Here is a 17352-nt window from a genome sequence, read left to right as displayed (position 1 = left end):
AAGAGTGTAGGTGTGCAAGATAATTATATCATTTTAAACTCTATGTAATGCAGGAACTATTATGATTTTGTTCAAAACAGTATCGAAATGAAACAAACTTTTGATGCGATTGCCCTAAATAATAGTAGGCTGTTTTAGAAATGAGGCAGCTTTTTTCTAGTGTATATTAAGACCAGGTGATAGAATTATTGTACATTTGACAAATAAAAAAGGATTTTCGTACGGGGACAACAAGATTTGAAGTGTATTTATAGTAAGTGATAAATTCTAATTAAATAAGACATGAGAAACTTAGATTATGTATTTTACACATTAGCTGGTATTTCTTCGATACCTGCCACCCTGTTAGCCGGACAAGCTCAACCGGAGAAAAAGCCGGTTGACAGACAACAGCCGAACATCATCCTGATTGTAGCCGATGACCTCGGATATGGTGATTTGAGTTGCTACGGCGCTCATCGCATCTCCACACCGGGCATGGATCGCATAGCGAACGAAGGAATCCGCTTTACGCAGGGTTTCTGTACGGCAGCTACTTCCACCCCCAGCCGTTATTCCGTAATGACCGGACTTTACCCGTGGACGAGTACGGAAGCGAAAATCCTTCCGGGTAATGCGGCACTGATTATCGATACGAAAAAGATAACCTTGCCAAAACTAATGAAGCAGGCAGGCTATGCTACCGGTTCCGTAGGAAAATGGCATATCGGACTGGGAGACGGCAGTGTGGACTGGAACAAAGATGTCCATCCCGGAGCAGTCGAAATCGGATATGATTATTCGTTTATTCAGGCAGCTACCAATGACCGCGTTCCGTGTGTCTTTCTTGAAAACGGACGTGTTGTAGGACTGGACCCTAATGACCCGCTTTATGTGGATTACCGTAAGAACTTCCCCGGCGAACCTACCGGAAAGAACAATCCCGAAATGCTCCGTATGCATCCGAGTGTAGGACATGCTGGCTCGATAGTAAACGGTGTTCCCCGTATCGGATTCCAGAAAGGTGGTAAAGCGGCGCAATGGAAAGATGAAGAAATGGCGGAGCTATTTCTGGATAAAGCCAAACAGTTTGTCAACGACCACAAAAATGCTCCTTTCTTTCTCTATTACGGATTGCACCAGCCACACGTGCCCCGTGTTCCTAATGAACGCTTCGCAGGAAAGTCACCTATGGGGCCACGTGGAGATGTTATCCTCGAAGCAGACTGGTGTGTATCCGAGTTTCTCAAAGAATTGGACCGCTTGGGATTGGCGGAGAATACGATTGTAGTGCTGACCAGTGACAATGGCCCGGTGTTGGATGACGGTTATAAGGATGATGCAGTGGAATTGGTAGGTGACCATAAGATAGCAGGCCCGCTTCGCGGCGGAAAAACAAGTATGTTCGACGGTGGTACACGTATACCTTTCATGCTTCGCTGGCCGGCAGCGGTGAAGCCTCAGGTTTCTGATATATTCGTTTGCCAAATGGATTTGCTGGCTTCCTTTGCTTCTTTATTGGGACAATCTTATCCGGATAAGTTGGATAGTGAAAATACATTGGACGCTTTCTTGGGAAAGAGCAAGAAAGGACGTGAAGAACTCGTCATCGAAGGTATGTTCAATTATGCGTATCGTCAGGGAGATTGGGCATTGATTCCACCTTATTATAATCCTTACAGCAAAGAAGACGGTGAATTTATCGGTTTGGGATATGGATATAAACTCTATAATTTGAAGAAAGACATTGGTCAGCAAGAGAATCTGGCAGATAAGTATCCAAAGAAATTGGGAGAAATGATTAATCGTTTCGAATATTTGAAATCGACTACAAACAAGGTGACTCGTTACTGATTTTTGATGTGATAAATGATAAACAGCAGCATTGAAAATTCATATAGGAAAGTTAATGCTGCTGTTGTCATTTCTCCGCTATTGTTTCCTATTCTGCCTTTTAATAGTGAAAAAAAGTAATAAGAATAAAGAATACCTAAAAAAACAGCCATATAAATAGGGTAATAGGCGACTTACGTGTATTTAAATTGTATTACGACAATAAGCTTATGTCTAATTCTAAATAAGTAAAACATGAAAAACAATCATTCTCTTTCTTCGCGGTATCTCAAGTTTATCGCATTACTAGTATTGTTATTACATCCCATTTCGTTTCTTTCCATACAAGCATCCGAAACTTCAGGTATCCTTCGGGCGGAAAAGGTAAATCCGACCACAGTCGATGTGCTGTTTACAAACAACCAGCGAATGACTATCGACTTTTACGGAGAGAACATCTTCCGTGTCTTTCAGGATAACTCCGGAGGTATCATTCGTGATCCCGAAGCGAAACCTGAAGCGCGAATACTTGTCGACCAGCCCCGCCGCAAGGTGTCCGGCCTTGCACTGGATGACAGGGACGGCCGTATCATCCTGACCACCGGAAAGGTACGGATTGAGTTCGACAAACAAACATCCCTGATGAAAGTCTTTAACCTTGAAACAAACGTATGTGTCATCGAACAAACTGCCCCGGTGGCATTCAGCCCGAAAGAAGTGACCGTCACCTTGAAAGAACAGCCGGACGAATATTTCTATGGCGGCGGCGTACAGAACGGGCGCTTCTCCCACAAGGGCAAAGTGATTGCCATCGAAAACCAGAATAGCTGGACAGATGGCGGAGTCGCTTCCCCCACCCCTTTCTACTGGTCAACAAAAGGCTATGGAATGATGTGGTACACCTTTAAGAAAGGCCAATATGACTTTGGAGCAACAGAAAAAAACGTAGTGAAACTATCCCATAATTCTTCTTACCTTGATTTATTTTATATGGTCAACGACGGAGCCGTTGCCTTATTGAACGATTTTTACCAACTGACGGGAAATCCCGTCCTGCTGCCCAAGTTCGGTTTTTACGAAGGGCACCTCAACGCCTACAACCGCGACTATTGGAAAGAGGATGAGAAAGGAATCCTCTTCGAAGACGGAAAACGTTACAAGGAGAGCCAGAAAGACAATGGCGGCATCAAAGAATCCCTGAACGGTGAGAAAAACAACTACCAGTTCTCGGCACGTGCCGTTATTGACCGCTACAAGAACCATGACATGCCCCTCGGCTGGCTGCTCCCGAATGACGGCTACGGCGCCGGCTATGGACAGACGGAAACACTGGACGGCAACATCGCCAACCTGAAAAGCCTGGGCGATTATGCCCGCAAGAACGGAGTGGAAATCGGACTTTGGACACAGTCCGACCTGCATCCGAAGGAAGGCGTAAGCGCCCTGCTGCAACGTGACATCGTGAAGGAAGTGCGCGACGCAGGCGTACGTGTACTTAAAACCGATGTAGCTTGGGTGGGAGCCGGATACTCCTTCGGGCTGAACGGTGTAGCCGATGTAGGACATATTATGCCTTATTATGGCAATGACGCCCGTCCCTTTATCATCTCCCTTGACGGCTGGGCAGGCACGCAGCGTTACGCAGGCATCTGGTCGGGAGACCAGACAGGCGGGGTATGGGAATATATCCGTTTCCACATACCGACTTATATCGGTTCCGGCCTTTCCGGACAGCCCAATATCTGTTCGGATATGGACGGCATCTTCGGCGGCAAGAATGAAACAGTCAATATTCGTGATTTCCAATGGAAGACATTTACCCCCATGCAGTTGAATATGGATGGCTGGGGCGCCAATGAGAAGTACCCCCATGCTTTAGGTGAACCGGCTACATCCATCAACCGGATGTACCTGAAGCTGAAATCCGAATTAATCCCCTACACATATAGTTTTGCCAAGGAAGCGGTGGACGGAATGCCGCTGATCCGTGCCATGTTCCTGGATTACCCGAATACGTACACCTACGGGCCTGCTACGCAGTACCAGTTCATGTACGGCACGGACTTCCTCGTAGCTCCCGTCTATCAGAACACCAAAGCCGACGAGAAAGGCAATGATATCCGTGACGGTATCTACCTGCCCGAAGGAACCTGGATTGATTACTTTACCGGCGAGAAGTACGAGGGCAACCGTATCCTCAACAACTTCGATACCCCGATTTGGAAATTGCCCGTATTCGTGAAGAACGGCTCTATTATCCCGATGACCCACCCCCACAATAATGTCAGCGAGATAGACCCGTCCCTGCGCATCTATGAGCTTTATCCGAACCGCCATACCGCCACCGTTGAGTATGACGATGACGGCGTGACGGAAGCTTACCGCCAGGAGAAATCCGTATCTACCTTGATTGAATCCGACGTGAATGCCAAAAAGAATAGCCTGACGATTACCATTCATCCGGCAGCCGGCAACTTCGACGGCTTTGTGAAAGATAAAAAGACGGAACTGCGTATCAATGTCACCGAAAAGCCGAAGAAACTGTCAGCTAAGATAAACGGCAAGACAGTGAAACTGACAGAAGTGAACACAGCCGGCGACTTCCTGAAAGGTGAAAATGTCTTCTGGTATGAAGAAGCTCCGAATCTGAACAAGTTTGCCACAAAGGGTAGTGAATTCGAGAAAGTAACCATCACGAAGAATCCGCAGGTACGTGTAAAGCTGGCCGCTACCGATATTACCGCCCATCAGACCACAGTAAACGTGGAAGGCTTCCGCTTTGAACCTGCCGACCGTTATCGTGTAAGCACCGGTGCTCTGACAGCTCCGCAGAACGCACAGGTAACGGAAGAAAACCGGGAAGCATATACCTTGAAACCAACTTGGGACAAGGTAACCAATGCCGACTTCTATGAAATCGAGTTTGGCGGAATGCTCTACACAACCATCCGTAACACTTACCTGCTGTTTGATGGTCTGGAAGCTGAGACGCCTTATTCTTTCAAAGTACGTGCAGTCAACAAGGACGGCGTTTCCGACTGGGCTGAAATTCAGGTTACAACGAAAGCAAACCCATTGGAATTTGCCATCCAAGGCATTGAAGGCGAATCTACCGCTCCTTCACAGGGAGGATTCGGTGTCAACCGCTTGTTCGACTTTGCCGAATCAGGTGACAACTGGCATACGAAATACCGTGCCAACGCCATTCCTCTGGATTTGGTTATCGACCTCAAGACAGTTAACCAACTGGATAAATTCCACTACCTGCCACGCACCGATGCCGGAAACGGTACGATACTGAAAGGTTCCGTGTCTTACAGCATGGACAAGGAGCATTGGACGGAAGCCGGAGCATTCGACTGGAAACGTGATGGTGAAGTGAAAGTCTTTGAATTTGCCAACCATCCTACCGCACGTTATATCAAGGTTAACATAACGGCAGGTGTGGGCAACTACGCTTCCGGTCGTGAACTCTACGTATTCAAAGTGCCCGGAACAGCCAGCTACCTGCAGGGAGATATCAACAATGATGGCAAGATTGACCGCAACGACCTGACTTCTTATATGAACTACACAGGTTTGCGCCGTGGTGATTCGGATTATGAAGGTTATATCAGCAAAGGTGATATAAATATGAACGACCTGATAGACGCTTATGACATATCCGTAGTAGCCACCCAGCTTGAAGGCGGTGTCGGCAGAAAGGATACGCTCAAAGTATTGGGTTCTTTGTCAATCAGCACCCCGAAACGGCTGTATCAGAAGGATGAAATCGTTGAAATTCGTGTCAAAGGCAATGACCTGAAAGCAGTGAACGCACTTAGCTTTGCCTTGCCTTACGACCAGAATGACTATGAGTTCGTGGGCGTAGAACCTCTGAATATGAAAGCCATGGAAAACCTTACTTACGACCGCTTGCATACCAACGGAATGAAATCCCTCTATCCTACGTTTGTCAACTTGGGAAAACAGGAATCATTGAATGGTTCGGAAGACCTGTTTATCCTGAAATTGAAAGCGAAACGTAAAGTGAAGTTTGAATTGACTTTGAAAGACGGAATATTGGTTGATAAGGAATTGAGGATGCATCAGTTCTAATGATTGATGCATCATACCATTCCTGAATAATTCATTTTATTTTTCTTGTAAAATGGTTAGGGAAGCAAATAGTAGAATACGGAGATTATACTCCGAATCTACTATTTGCTTTTTATTCTTTTCAGATATGAAAACAGCCAAAGTGGAATATTACGTTGCAGAGCTTTATTGGGGGCAAGGTATCGGTAAAAGCGCTGTGAAACAGCTATGCGAATATGTTTTCAAAATACGGATATAATCCGGCTTTTTGCCGCATCCTTGAGAAATGCGGGTTTGAGTTAGAGGGGACATTGAGGAAGAATGCGGTAAAAAATGGTGTTGTGGTGGATATGAAGATGTACTCAATTCTGAAAGAATGAATCCCGGATTCATCATGTAAAAGATATATGTCGGACTCTTATGGGCTAGCCCGGCTATATGCTAATACCCAATTGAGTGTATCAGGGCTTTGCATCCTTTGTGATGCAGTGATTGGATTAGACTGAATATAAAGGTACAAATTGGAATGAAGCATGATATTGTAAAGATTAGTCTGTTATCGCCTATCTATCTCAACTATTTACCTATACAATTCTGAATGACTTTCATTTTTTTTGCTTACTTTTGTAGTTGTAATAGTACGATATATAGATAGATATTAAAATGCATCTTTTTTGCATAACCAATCAATCTGTTTTTCGTAACTCAAAATAGAGTATAGAAATTATTATGGCTAAACCTTTTATAAAATGGGCTGGTGGTAAAACACAATTGCTAACGCAATTTGAACGCATCCTCCCTAATGACCTTTACGAAGCAAACCCTTTTACATATATAGAGCCTTTTGTGGGTGGGGGAGCGCTATTGTTTTATATGTTACAAAAATTCCCCAATATAGGTCGTGCAATTATCAATGATGTGAATCCTAATCTTACCACTGCCTATCGAGTGGTAAGGGATATGCCTGAGCTTCTTATTGCAGAATTGAAAAGGCTTCAATTAGAGTTTCATCAACTCAATAGTGAAGAAGCAAAAAAGGATTATTTTCTAAATATCAGAAATTCCTATAATGTGGAACAACATGATGATGTTATAAAAACAGCCCTATTTATTTTCTTAAACCGTACTTGTTTCAATGGTTTGCATCGTTTAAATTCTAAAGGGCATTTCAATGTACCTTTTGGGAAGTATACTAAACCAACCATTTGTGATGAAGCTTTAATTATGGAAGATAGTTCTGTGTTGCAGAATGTTGAAATTCTCTGTGGTGACTACTCTCAAATAGAACGATTTGCCGATGACAATACTTTTGTTTATTTCGATCCGCCTTATCGTCCACTTAGTGCAACTTCAAGTTTCACATCTTATTCAAAAGAGAGTTTTAATGATGCCGAACAAATACGCCTGGCTCAATTCTTTGCTCGATTAACAAGGTTAGGTTGTAGGATGATGCTTAGCAATTCTGATTGTAGTTCACATAATCCAAGTGACACATTCTTTGAAGAATTGTATGGCAATTATATAATTGAAAGGGTTTATGCTTCTCGTAGCGTTAATGCAAATGCATCAAAGAGAGGTAAATTGACAGAAATTTTAGTCAGAAATTATGAGTCTGCTGGAATACAGCCTGCGGATGAATTTCAGTTTGCTATTTAAACAATTAATATCTTATGCTATGGAATTTTTAAATCAAAAATCTAAAGACTTAGTGAATGTTTTCACCAACAATCTGTTGTCGACTAATAGAAGCTTCAATTATTATGTTAACTGGGCTAATGTAGATGGTTATAAAGGGTTTTTGGTTGAGATCCATGCTATGGATGTCTTGATAGGATGTAAGGATGAAAGTTTCAAATCCCAATTTTTCACCCTTATTTCTAAACTTCCCAACGTAAGATTGCTATTTCCGTTTTTATTTGGATTGGCTAAAAGTGAAAGGGAACAGCTCATAGAGGTAAAAACAAGCTGAAAATCATTCAACATGAATTGGACAGCCCAGATTATCTGGTTTATAGTTTCTCTAAAACAATCGATCTGTTTGATGAAAACAGTATCGAGATGTACTATGATTTTTTTGTTAAAATGGGATTGAAAAACCTCTATCAAAATATAATAGAAAAAAGCACGTTGGACTATATTGCAGGAGTTTTAGTTGGGATGGATTCTAATGGTCGCAAGAACAGGGGTGGAGAAGCATTTGAACTGGCTTGCCAACCATTATTTGAGAATATCTGCTGCAACTGCAAATACCCATTGAAACTTTTGGTACAAAAGCAATTTAAAGGATTAAGCAAATACGGATTTGATATTTCTAAGGATATTGCTAACCGGAAAGCCGACTTTATAGTGGTGGATGTTGAGAAGAAAAAAGCCATTAATTTTGAAGTTAATTTCTACAATGGGTCAGGCTCTAAACCTGAAGAAATTATTGATTCATATATTACTCGCCAAGGTAATTTAAAATCCTCAGGGATAGGTTTTGCCCTTGTGACTGACGGTAAATGCTGGTCGACAGCTTCCAATCAGCTATTGAAGGGATTCAGGCATTTAGACTATCTTCTCAACTTCTATATGCTCAAACACGGTATGTTGGAGGAAATATTAGACAACGTGTTTGGTGAAGATAATGATTGAATCTTATTTTAAATCTCCCAACCGTGACTTTACCCTTCTTCACGGTGATAGTTGCAAGTTGCTCCGCGAATTTGATTTCAAGTTTAATTGTATATTTGTCGATCCACCATATTTCCTTTCCAATGGCGGTATCAGTGTGCAAAACGGTCAGATTGTCTGCGTAGATAAAGGCGAATGGGACAAGGGTATGACTCCACAGAAAGTGATGGAGTTTAATATGGAATGGATCGGACTTTGCCGGGAGAATGGGTACTTGACCCATTATGTGGCAGTTCTACAACGGGTATTGCTGCAAATCTATTGGGACGACGCTTTTTGGGCATTGACCAAGAAGAAGAGTTTCTGAAGATCAGTGAATGTCGCCGTGAAGAATTGGATGATATCCAAACTTTTCATAAATATCGTTCTAAAATAAAAGATATTAGTTATGTTGATTTGCAATGTTCACACATTGCGAATGAGGAAACAGATTGCCAATATTGTGATTTACCGTTTTAGGTATTGAAATTTACTCTTATCCTCCTTTTTTCACATAATCTTTCGGCAATATCCCGAATTGTTTCTGGAAGTAACAGACTTCATCCATCTTATCCTCCCCTTCGCGCAAAAGTTCTCCGGCGGATGATGTCCCGTTTGAAAATAAACACTACCTTTGTCTCCTGTAAAAAAACAAGTATGTATCTGACAAGTATGAGCCAGGAGGAACTGTATGCCGAAGCGCATAAAGACCTCATTGCAATATCAACCCCAATGAACATGTTTATAGACAAAGTTCGTAAGAAAGCAGCGATGACGAGTCCATTTCCTGTGGCGCCCCAGCGTATGACTATCACCACTACCCGAAGAAATGTATGGACGCTGGAAGGGAGATACAATTCTTATATGCATGCTTTGGCATTTCAAGCTTACGCTCCAGTCATTGGTGCTTCAAGCAATGGCTATATCCAAATAACAGGTTTCAAGTCCTCAAATATAATAATGCATTACACGGCACACTTCATGCAACGATACAAGGAGCGCTACATTGATCATTATCAAATAGACCTCAAAGGAGAAAGTTTGTACAATTACTTTGTGTATAATAATCCGGATGTATTGTATACTCAAAAGAACAATGGCGGTTATTTCATTGTTTCCGACCATGGCATCGCTGTAGCCGAGTTTAGTGACGAACGAAAGCTTATGACCCATATCACTTTTCTGGGAGATGATGAACTGACTCTGAGGAAACAGCTCATCTATGATGAAGAAATCGGAATCTATAAAGGGGTACTTGAACTGAAACGGTTAAAATTGAGAAAACAACAGGATGACATCATCACAATCTGGAATATCGCAAAGAAGCACCATGCAGGTTTTGAAATGGTGAAGCGTTGGTATAAGTGGAATGGAGTGGAAATATCCGAAGATGAGCTTCATCAATGCATTGAGTGCATTGAGAAGTATCATGTACAATCGCTTGACAAACTAGGCAAACTTATGTCACAGATTTAATAGAGGTAGGAAAACTGATTTTCCTACTGTTTTCGGCCTATACTCTACTCGATAATTTATCTTTTGATTCAGATACTCAGTATGTAAGAGGTCAGACTGCTGTTTGCATCCAGATTCAACTTCTGTTTAAGCCTGTATTTCTTCAGTTCAACCGAACGGAGCGCAATGCCCATAATGACAGAAATCTCTTTCGTAGATAAGTTAGCCCTTAACAGGCAGCAGAATTTCAGTTCGGAAGCCGAGAGAGAAGGCTGTGTCGGTATTTGTTTTCCATAGATAGGTTGCCGGTTCGAGGATAATTGATGATATTCCGTTGTTAAGCGAGAGCCAAAGGAAGTTCTTGTCGGCGAAACACAAGCCATGAATATTGAGGTCTTGCAGTTGCGAAGAATGATAATGCGTCTGTTGTCTGTTTTTCAGGTCAATCAGGAACAATCCGCCGCACTTCTGCGTAAACAGTTTGTCACCTGCCGGATAGAGAGAAACACAACAGTCGTTTTTCACCAGATAACCCATATCCTTGCCGTCATACCAGATAATATTGCCGAAAGAATGGAAATACACCTTGCCTTCCGTTTCGGCTATACTCCAAAAAGTCTCCCCTTTGATTCCAAGCTTATTTACCAGGGACAGAAGAGATGTATAGTTGATTTTTCCGTTCGCACCATATTGCCAGTAGCCGATGTTGTTGTCGCCTGCTGTGTAAATCCGGTTCCCGATACAGCAGACCGCACGTACGGTACTTCGCTCGCCCGGTTCGAGAAGTGCCCAGTCATTGCCGTTATATCTCAGTAGTCCGTTGTTATTGCTGCTGTAAAGAACCTGTCCGGGAGAAACCGTAATGCCCCAGTTCTGAATCCCGCCTTTGTAGTTTTTATAATTATAGTTGGTGATTTGCACAGGCGTCTGTGCTGTGCCCGGCGAGAGACAGGCAAAAGAGGGTATAATCGTAAAATGTAATCATAATATGGAATGTAAAATACGTTATTGGCGGATAGAGGATGCAGAAGATATTGCAGAGACACTGAATAATAAGAATATACTGGATAACCTGCGGGATGGCATCCCCTTTCCATATACAGTGCATGATGCAAGGGAGTTTATACAGGCAATGAATGCCGCCGATTCGGAAAGTACGTTCTCATTTGCAATAACTGTCGATGATAAGGCAATAGGTAGCATAGGTGCCTTCTGCCAAAGCAACATACATTCGAGAACTGCCGAAGTGGGATATTACATTGCAGAGCCTTATTGGGGTCAAGGTATCGGTACAAGTGCTGTGAAACAGCTATGCGAATATGTTTTTCAAAATACGGATATAATCCGGCTTTTTGCCGAACCCTTTGCACATAATGCCGCTTCTTGCCGCATCCTTGAGAAGTGTGGTTTTGAGTTAGAGGGAAGATTGAGGAAGAATGCGGTAAAAAATGGTGTTGTGGTGGATATGAAGATGTATTCAATTCTGAAAGAATGAATCTCGGATTCATCATTTACAAGATATATGTCGGATTTAAGATGTATACTAATGCACAATTACATTTATCCATCAGGTAGTATTAATGATTTCTTCTATATAAACTAATGGCTTCTTCCTGTCTGTTCACCGATTCTTCCACATATATTAATCAAATGCACTTGAGCAACTGTGTTGTTGCACTTGTGTATCCGGATGGTTGCCCAAGTCCGTCATGGAAGTTGCCCAAGTGTAAGCAGATACTGCTTTGGAAGGAATGTTTTTGGGGGAAGAAAGACCAAAAAGCGGATGTAATGCATTAATAAATAGAATGTTACAAAGAAAATGCAGTTTTCTCGCAGAAAAAAGCAAAAACATCCTATTGTTTTTTGTGAACTTCTCTTAAAATAGGACGATTTTTAGGGGTAAATGATTGATTATTAGTTCTGTGACATTTTTGTTTTTCCCCGTATAATACTTAAAATAAGAACAAAAATGTCACAGATAATTTCAACGTTACGGTTGCTCGATGGTAGTAACGGGAAGATTGGTACAATCGGCGATGACGGCGGCGTCTATTCCTTTCTGTTTGAGTTTATGTGCTATCTCTAACGTGCGGTTATGTTCTTCGAGGAACTGGAATACGAGGTGGGACAGATAATCCAGTGCTTTGTACAGGCGTTCCCGACCCTCTTTCTTCCATTTTCGGTTCGTATTTCTTTCTGGTAAACAAAGGTATGAAAAAATATGTAAAGAGCTTATATCATGTTAGAAAACACAATTTTAGGAAATAACAGAAATAAATGCTTTGTTCTTTTGTATGTAATACGATAAAGTTGTATTTTTATGGCCGATAATAATACAAGATATTTATTTGATATAATATAGTATTGATATACAGATTATTATATTGTTGTTTTATAAACATGTATAGTATTAAACTTATATACACACAACATGAAGATACACATGCAAACAAAGAACCCGTTCGGATTTATTCTGTTTTCCTTTGGAAAATCCACCATCCGCTGCTTTCGAATATAAAGAAATGATATCCATTAAATTAAATCAACTTAAAAACTTTCAAGTATGACAACCAAAAGAACATTTCAATCATTAGTAGCCATCTTTTCATTGGCATTAATTCTTGTATCCTGTGGACTGGCAAAGAGCAGCGCTCCCCGACCCACCGATACGGTAGGCACAAATCCCGACGAACTAAAAGCAAAATTGGTAGAGATAATGGAGAATGCAGGCGGAACGCTGGAAACGGCGGAGTTTGCCAGTATCACTTCCAGTTGCAGCTATTCAGGTAAAATGAGTTATTCTGTTTACCTGGAAATTGTGAAACCACAGAATAAAAATAAATTAGCCGAGGCTACGTGGTATAGCTCGGAATCGTCTCCCAACGATTTTAGTGTAACGGATATAGTACTGTCAGATTCAAAAAACAATGTGATTAAAGAGTATGACCAATTCAAAGATATACTCTTTACTTATGCCGACATTGAACACTACATCACCCATTCACCTGTTTGCTTTAAAGAAGCACTGGAAGCATCCGGATATGGTACGGACGGTTACATTGAACGTATTGACATTTCCCGGGAGCAACACAATAACAATAAACTAAGAGCAAATATCAAGGTGACGAACAAGAGCAGTAGGACGTTAAACAAATACTATCAGATTCAGGAAGACGGAATGCACATTATTAAGAAATAATGCAAAGCAACGGCAACCGGCCTGTAGGGTGTGTCATGGGCACACCCTACTACACATAAGGAAGATTGTAAAGGGATTATTGTGACATAATTATATAAGAACCATTGAAATGTATGTTCGTCTATATGGCAGAGACAACTAGAAGATTCCTCTTTGGTTGTTCGGTTTCCTATATTAAAATTCTCATCCTTTCTTCACATAGTCTTTCGGCAATATCCCGAATTGCTTCTGGAAGCAGCGTGCGAAGTATGAAGGATTATTAAATCCTACGATGTAGCAGACTTCGTTAATCCGGTACTCCCCTTCCCGCAAAAGTTCTCCCGCAGTTTTGAGCCGAATCAACCGGATATAATCATTGGGCGGCATTCCTGTCAATCCTTTCAATTTGCGCTGTAAGTTGGAACGGCTGATAGCCATCTCTTCCGCCATCTTGTCGATGGTAAATTCTTCATTGGTGAAATTGCGGGTAATGATTTCATTGATCGTGTCCAGCCATTTCACGTCTGTTTTATTCATCAATGTCTGGTCGTATGACATATTCGGTACCGTTGTAAAGTGGTTGAACAGCATGCGCCGGTTTTCCAGCAGATTATTGATGGTGGCTTTCATGTGGCTTAGCGAGAAAGGCTTTTCTATATAAGCGTCCGCGCCATAGTCAAGACCGGCAATTTTTGAATCTATGCTGTCGAGTGCCGAAAGCAGGATAAACGGGATATGGCAAAGCATATTGTCGGAACGGATGGACTTTAACAGTTCGAATCCGTCCATATGAGGCATGACGATGTCGCTGATAATAAGATCTACTGTCGTTGTCTCCAGACATTCCAACGCTTCCTTTCCATTGGCGGCTGTATGGATGGTATAGGTATTTCCCAGATTCTTAGCCAGAAACTCCAGCATATCCGTCGTGTCTTCCACTACCAGAAGAGAGTAACCGGCGGGTTCGCCTTCTTCCTCCAAAGCGGGAACCTTGTCGGGCATGGAAGTAATGGAGGGGCTGACAGAGATGCTTTTCTCCAAATACGGAATTTCCACACATACTTCGCATCCTTCCGTATAGCCGGGATTGATATAAACCTTTCCTTTATGCTTTTCCACCAACAATTTGACGAGACTCAATCCGATTCCTACTCCCGAACCGTTGTTTCCTGTGTTTCCCACTTGATAAAACGGTTCGAAAACCTTGCTGCATTCCTCTTGCGGAATACCCGGACCGTCGTCGCGTACACACAAGGAGAGCGTACGCCCTTCTGCAGACAGATGTTCGTCCAAAATCACCATAATGCGGGTGCGGGCATATTTCATGGCATTCGTCAGCAGGTTGCTGACAATTTTAGTCAGCGCCTCCTGGTCTACATTATATTGCAGATGTTCTTTCGGCAGGGAGACACTGAAAGAGATTCCGGTCAGGGAGATGGCACGGAAACGGTCGATGATGTCCTCTATCATCCGGTTGATATCCACTTCATGGAATGAAAGCGTATAACCTTCCTTGTCCACTTTTCGGAAGTCGAGCAATTGTTTGATAAGCTCCATCAGCCGGTTGGTATTCTTTTGTATCACAGACAGGTTGCTTTCCACTTCACTGTTCCATTCATGTGTTTCCAAAATCGCTTCCAGCGGAGCTTTGATAAGACTAACCGGAGTCTTGATTTCATGTGCCACTTGGGTGAAGAATGTAATTTTCGACTGGAACAATTCCTGATTCTTGATTTGTTCCATCTCTTTCATCTTTCTTGCTTTCACAGCCTGCTGTTTACGCAAATAAAGCTGTATCAGGAAATATGCGAGGCCACACGCTATTAGTAAATAGAAAATCTTGGCATAAATGGTCTTCCAGGGTGGAGGAAGAATTTCAATATGCAGGCAACAGTCGTCATTGCTCCAATATTCATCGTTGTTACTGGCTTTCACACGGAAAGTATATTCACCTGGAGGCAGGTTGAGAAAAGATACGTTATGTTTATCCGTATATATCCATTCTTTGTGAATACCGTCCAGTTTGTAGGCATATAAATTCTTGCTGGGAGCCACATAACTAAGACTTTCGAATGCGATGTCGAACGATACTACCTGATAAGGAATCGTTACTTGTCCGCTAAGAGCAGGTATACGCTTGCTAAGGCTTACTTTGTCGTCGGGGCTGTGCATATATACCGCCGAGATAGACGCCGTAGGTCTTACCTTATTAATAGATAACTTGAACGGATAGAAACAATTAAACCCGTTCACCCCACCGAAATAGAATTTCCCGTCACTGGCTTGCAGGGAAGAACGGAAATTGAATTGGTTGCTTTGCAATCCATCCTCGATGGTATAGAGTTGTGCCCGTTTGTTTTGCGGCTCATACCGGATCAGTCCCCTGTTGGAAGAAAGCCAATAGTTACCCGATTGATCGTCCAGTATGCCATAGATGATATTGTTCGGCAGATTCTCTTTGGTAGAGAAGTTTTCAAAACGGTCTTCCTGATAGTGATAACGGCAGATGCCACCGCCTTCGGTACAGAACCATAGATGCTGCTTATGATCGATATACACACGGATTACCCAGTTGCTACAAGGAGAATCAGGATTTACTGGGTCGTTGCGATAGTTGTGCAATTTACCGGTTTGGCGGTTGTAACGCCAAATGCCGTCCCTTTTGCTTGCCAGCCACATGTCCCCATGTTGGTCTTCAACCATATCGTAGATAAAGATATGGCTTAAAGGTTCCAATGTCCGGAAAGAGTCACTTTCCGGGTCATACCGGCAGAATCCGGAAAGCGTTCCCAGATAAATGCTGCCATCCTTCGTTTGATAGATGGAGTAGATATGGTCGTTAGGAATTGAATGTGGGTTTGCGCGGTTATGGCGATAGTTTTTCATTTTTCCCGTTTGAGTATCCAGGATATATAATCCCCGTGAGAAACTGCCAATCCACAATTTTCCTTCATTGTATAGTAGTGCATGGATATTGTGATAACCGATGTTAGGGTTACTGCTTCTCAACAGATGGTTCTTGAACTTTTTCGTGCGGGGATCAAAGAGATTCAGTCCCCCGTCTTCGGTAGCAATCCAAATGTTGCCATCGGGATCTTCGCAGAATTGGCTGATTACATTTCCCGAAAGAGAATTTTCCGTACCATTGGGATAATACCACTCGATATCCTTATGCTTGGGAGACAGGTAACTCACTCCACTGAAATAAGTCCCGATCCAGATTCCCCCTTCCCTATCCTGATAACAGGCATAGATACTTTCTTTATTTTGTCCGTCGTCGGTAGGCAGACATTCTCCTGTCGTGGTGTTGAATGTATAAAGTCCGTCGTCGGAGCCGAGATAGAAAGAGTTGGCTGTCCGTTGAAACAAGGTGCGGATGCGCGGAATGGTAAGCGTGTCCCCTTCTCCGAAGTAATAGCGGAATTGCCCTGTCTCTTTATTGAAACGTGCCAGTCCCCCGTACCATGTACCCGCCCATAATACTCCCTGCGAACTTTCCATCAAAGAGATAATCTCGTTGCAGGCAGGACGTCCGAAAGAAGTGCCCTCGGATATATATCCTGTGAAGTTGTCCGTACGTTGGTTGTATTTCGCCAGCCCATTCCGGGTACCTATCCAGATAGTCCCGAACGAGTCGTTATAAATCACCCATATGTGATTATCCGGCAATGAATGAGGATCGGAAAGAGAATGCAGATATTGCCTCAACGTACCTTTTTTCTCGTTGTAGACAAACAGCCCGTTGGTTGTTCCGATCCATAACTGCCCGTCATTGTCGTATGCCATTCCGAAGACGCTGTTGACTGACACCCCGTCTTCCGTCTGTTTATCGAATACGGAGAACTTCTCTTCCCACGAATCGAATAAATACAGCTTCTCCGTACTTGCCACCCAAATCTGATTGTTATCCTGATGGCGGCAAATCGTTACTATATTCATATAGCTGTTTCCGCCGTTTTCTGACGAATGTCCGTAGTTGGTGAACTCGATACCGTTGAAACGATTCAGCCCGTCCTGCGTTGCAAACCACATATAGCCGATGCTATCCTGAAGGATGCTCCGGACACAATTGCCCGATAACCCCGATCGAACGTCATATTTCTTGTAGATATTGGCGAAGGCCAGAGAAACCGATGCCAGCAATATACATATGGATAAGATGGATCGTTTCATGATTT

The 17352-nt window shown here is 42.7% G+C and carries 15 protein-coding genes; 12 read left to right on the top strand and 3 right to left on the bottom strand.

What is annotated here, in order from left to right:
* The first annotated feature begins 282 nt into the window (after window positions 1-282).
* The 10 genes from BQ7997_RS14900 to BQ7997_RS14870 all read left to right on the top strand — a co-directional run bounded on the left by BQ7997_RS14900 (window position 283) and on the right by BQ7997_RS14870 (window position 10017).
* Window positions 283-1833 (top strand): sulfatase-like hydrolase/transferase, encoded by a 1551-nt coding sequence (locus BQ7997_RS14900; RefSeq protein ID WP_073347057.1) that lies wholly within the window; start codon window positions 283-285, stop codon window positions 1831-1833.
* Between the two features lie 234 nt (window positions 1834-2067).
* Window positions 2068-5910 (top strand): TIM-barrel domain-containing protein, encoded by a 3843-nt coding sequence (locus tag BQ7997_RS14895; protein ID WP_073347056.1) that lies wholly within the window; start codon window positions 2068-2070, stop codon window positions 5908-5910.
* A 52-nt stretch (window positions 5911-5962) separates the two neighbouring features.
* Window positions 5963-6148, top strand: a complete 186-nt coding sequence (locus BQ7997_RS26140; RefSeq protein WP_394333738.1) for a GNAT family N-acetyltransferase — start codon at window positions 5963-5965, stop codon at window positions 6146-6148.
* Complete coding sequence (locus tag BQ7997_RS25920; protein ID WP_235817304.1) at window positions 6126-6269, top strand: GNAT family N-acetyltransferase; 144 nt, start codon at window positions 6126-6128, stop codon at window positions 6267-6269. Before BQ7997_RS26140 ends, BQ7997_RS25920 begins: the two co-directional genes overlap by 23 nt.
* A 349-nt stretch (window positions 6270-6618) precedes the next feature.
* Window positions 6619-7545, top strand: a complete 927-nt coding sequence (locus BQ7997_RS14890; RefSeq protein WP_022137329.1) for a DNA adenine methylase — start codon at window positions 6619-6621, stop codon at window positions 7543-7545.
* The gene (locus BQ7997_RS26135) at window positions 7496-7858 is read left to right on the top strand and encodes a DpnII family type II restriction endonuclease (RefSeq protein WP_083589249.1); all 363 of its coding nucleotides are present in this window, start codon (window positions 7496-7498) and stop codon (window positions 7856-7858) included. Before BQ7997_RS14890 ends, BQ7997_RS26135 begins: the two co-directional genes overlap by 50 nt.
* 17 nt (window positions 7859-7875) lie before the next feature.
* The gene (locus tag BQ7997_RS14880) at window positions 7876-8523 is read left to right on the top strand and encodes a DpnII family type II restriction endonuclease (protein WP_073347054.1); all 648 of its coding nucleotides are present in this window, start codon (window positions 7876-7878) and stop codon (window positions 8521-8523) included.
* Entirely contained in the window at window positions 8516-8869 is a 354-nt protein-coding gene (locus BQ7997_RS24955; RefSeq protein ID WP_394333744.1) for a hypothetical protein, read from the top strand. Before BQ7997_RS14880 ends, BQ7997_RS24955 begins: the two co-directional genes overlap by 8 nt.
* The gene (locus BQ7997_RS26130) at window positions 8758-9021 is read left to right on the top strand and encodes a DNA methyltransferase (RefSeq protein WP_374117637.1); all 264 of its coding nucleotides are present in this window, start codon (window positions 8758-8760) and stop codon (window positions 9019-9021) included. The genes BQ7997_RS24955 and BQ7997_RS26130 overlap by 112 nt, the downstream gene beginning before the upstream one ends.
* 177 nt (window positions 9022-9198) lie before the next feature.
* A complete protein-coding gene (locus BQ7997_RS14870; protein ID WP_022137324.1) occupies window positions 9199-10017 on the top strand; it encodes a hypothetical protein in 819 nt (272 codons plus the stop codon).
* 68 nt (window positions 10018-10085) lie between these two features.
* Here the strand turns inward: BQ7997_RS14870 and BQ7997_RS26125 are convergent, their stop codons facing one another.
* A complete protein-coding gene (locus BQ7997_RS26125; protein WP_353935680.1) occupies window positions 10086-10232 on the bottom strand; it encodes a helix-turn-helix transcriptional regulator in 147 nt (48 codons plus the stop codon).
* Entirely contained in the window at window positions 10219-10917 is a 699-nt protein-coding gene (locus tag BQ7997_RS24950; RefSeq protein ID WP_235817303.1) for a hypothetical protein, read from the bottom strand. Before BQ7997_RS24950 ends, BQ7997_RS26125 begins: the two co-directional genes overlap by 14 nt.
* Window positions 10918-10984: 67 nt before the next feature.
* On the opposite strand from BQ7997_RS24950, the gene BQ7997_RS14855 reads away from it, so the two are divergent.
* Window positions 10985-11491, top strand: a complete 507-nt coding sequence (locus tag BQ7997_RS14855; RefSeq protein ID WP_073347050.1) for a GNAT family N-acetyltransferase — start codon at window positions 10985-10987, stop codon at window positions 11489-11491.
* Window positions 11492-12559: 1068 nt separating this feature from the next.
* Complete coding sequence (locus BQ7997_RS14840) at window positions 12560-13195, top strand: hypothetical protein (protein ID WP_073347048.1); 636 nt, start codon at window positions 12560-12562, stop codon at window positions 13193-13195.
* A gap of 183 nt (window positions 13196-13378) precedes the next feature.
* Here BQ7997_RS14840 and BQ7997_RS14835 read toward each other — a convergent pair whose 3' ends face one another.
* Window positions 13379-17347: a hybrid sensor histidine kinase/response regulator transcription factor gene (locus tag BQ7997_RS14835; protein ID WP_073347047.1), complete on the bottom strand. Its 3969-nt coding sequence runs from the start codon at window positions 17345-17347 to the stop codon at window positions 13379-13381.
* Window positions 17348-17352: the final 5 nt, after the last annotated feature.

This window comes from Bacteroides congonensis, from assembly GCF_900130125.1.
Lineage (GTDB): Bacteria > Bacteroidota > Bacteroidia > Bacteroidales > Bacteroidaceae > Bacteroides > Bacteroides congonensis.
Note: the sequence above shows the minus strand (reverse complement) of the source record. Positions and strands in the feature narration are given on the sequence as shown.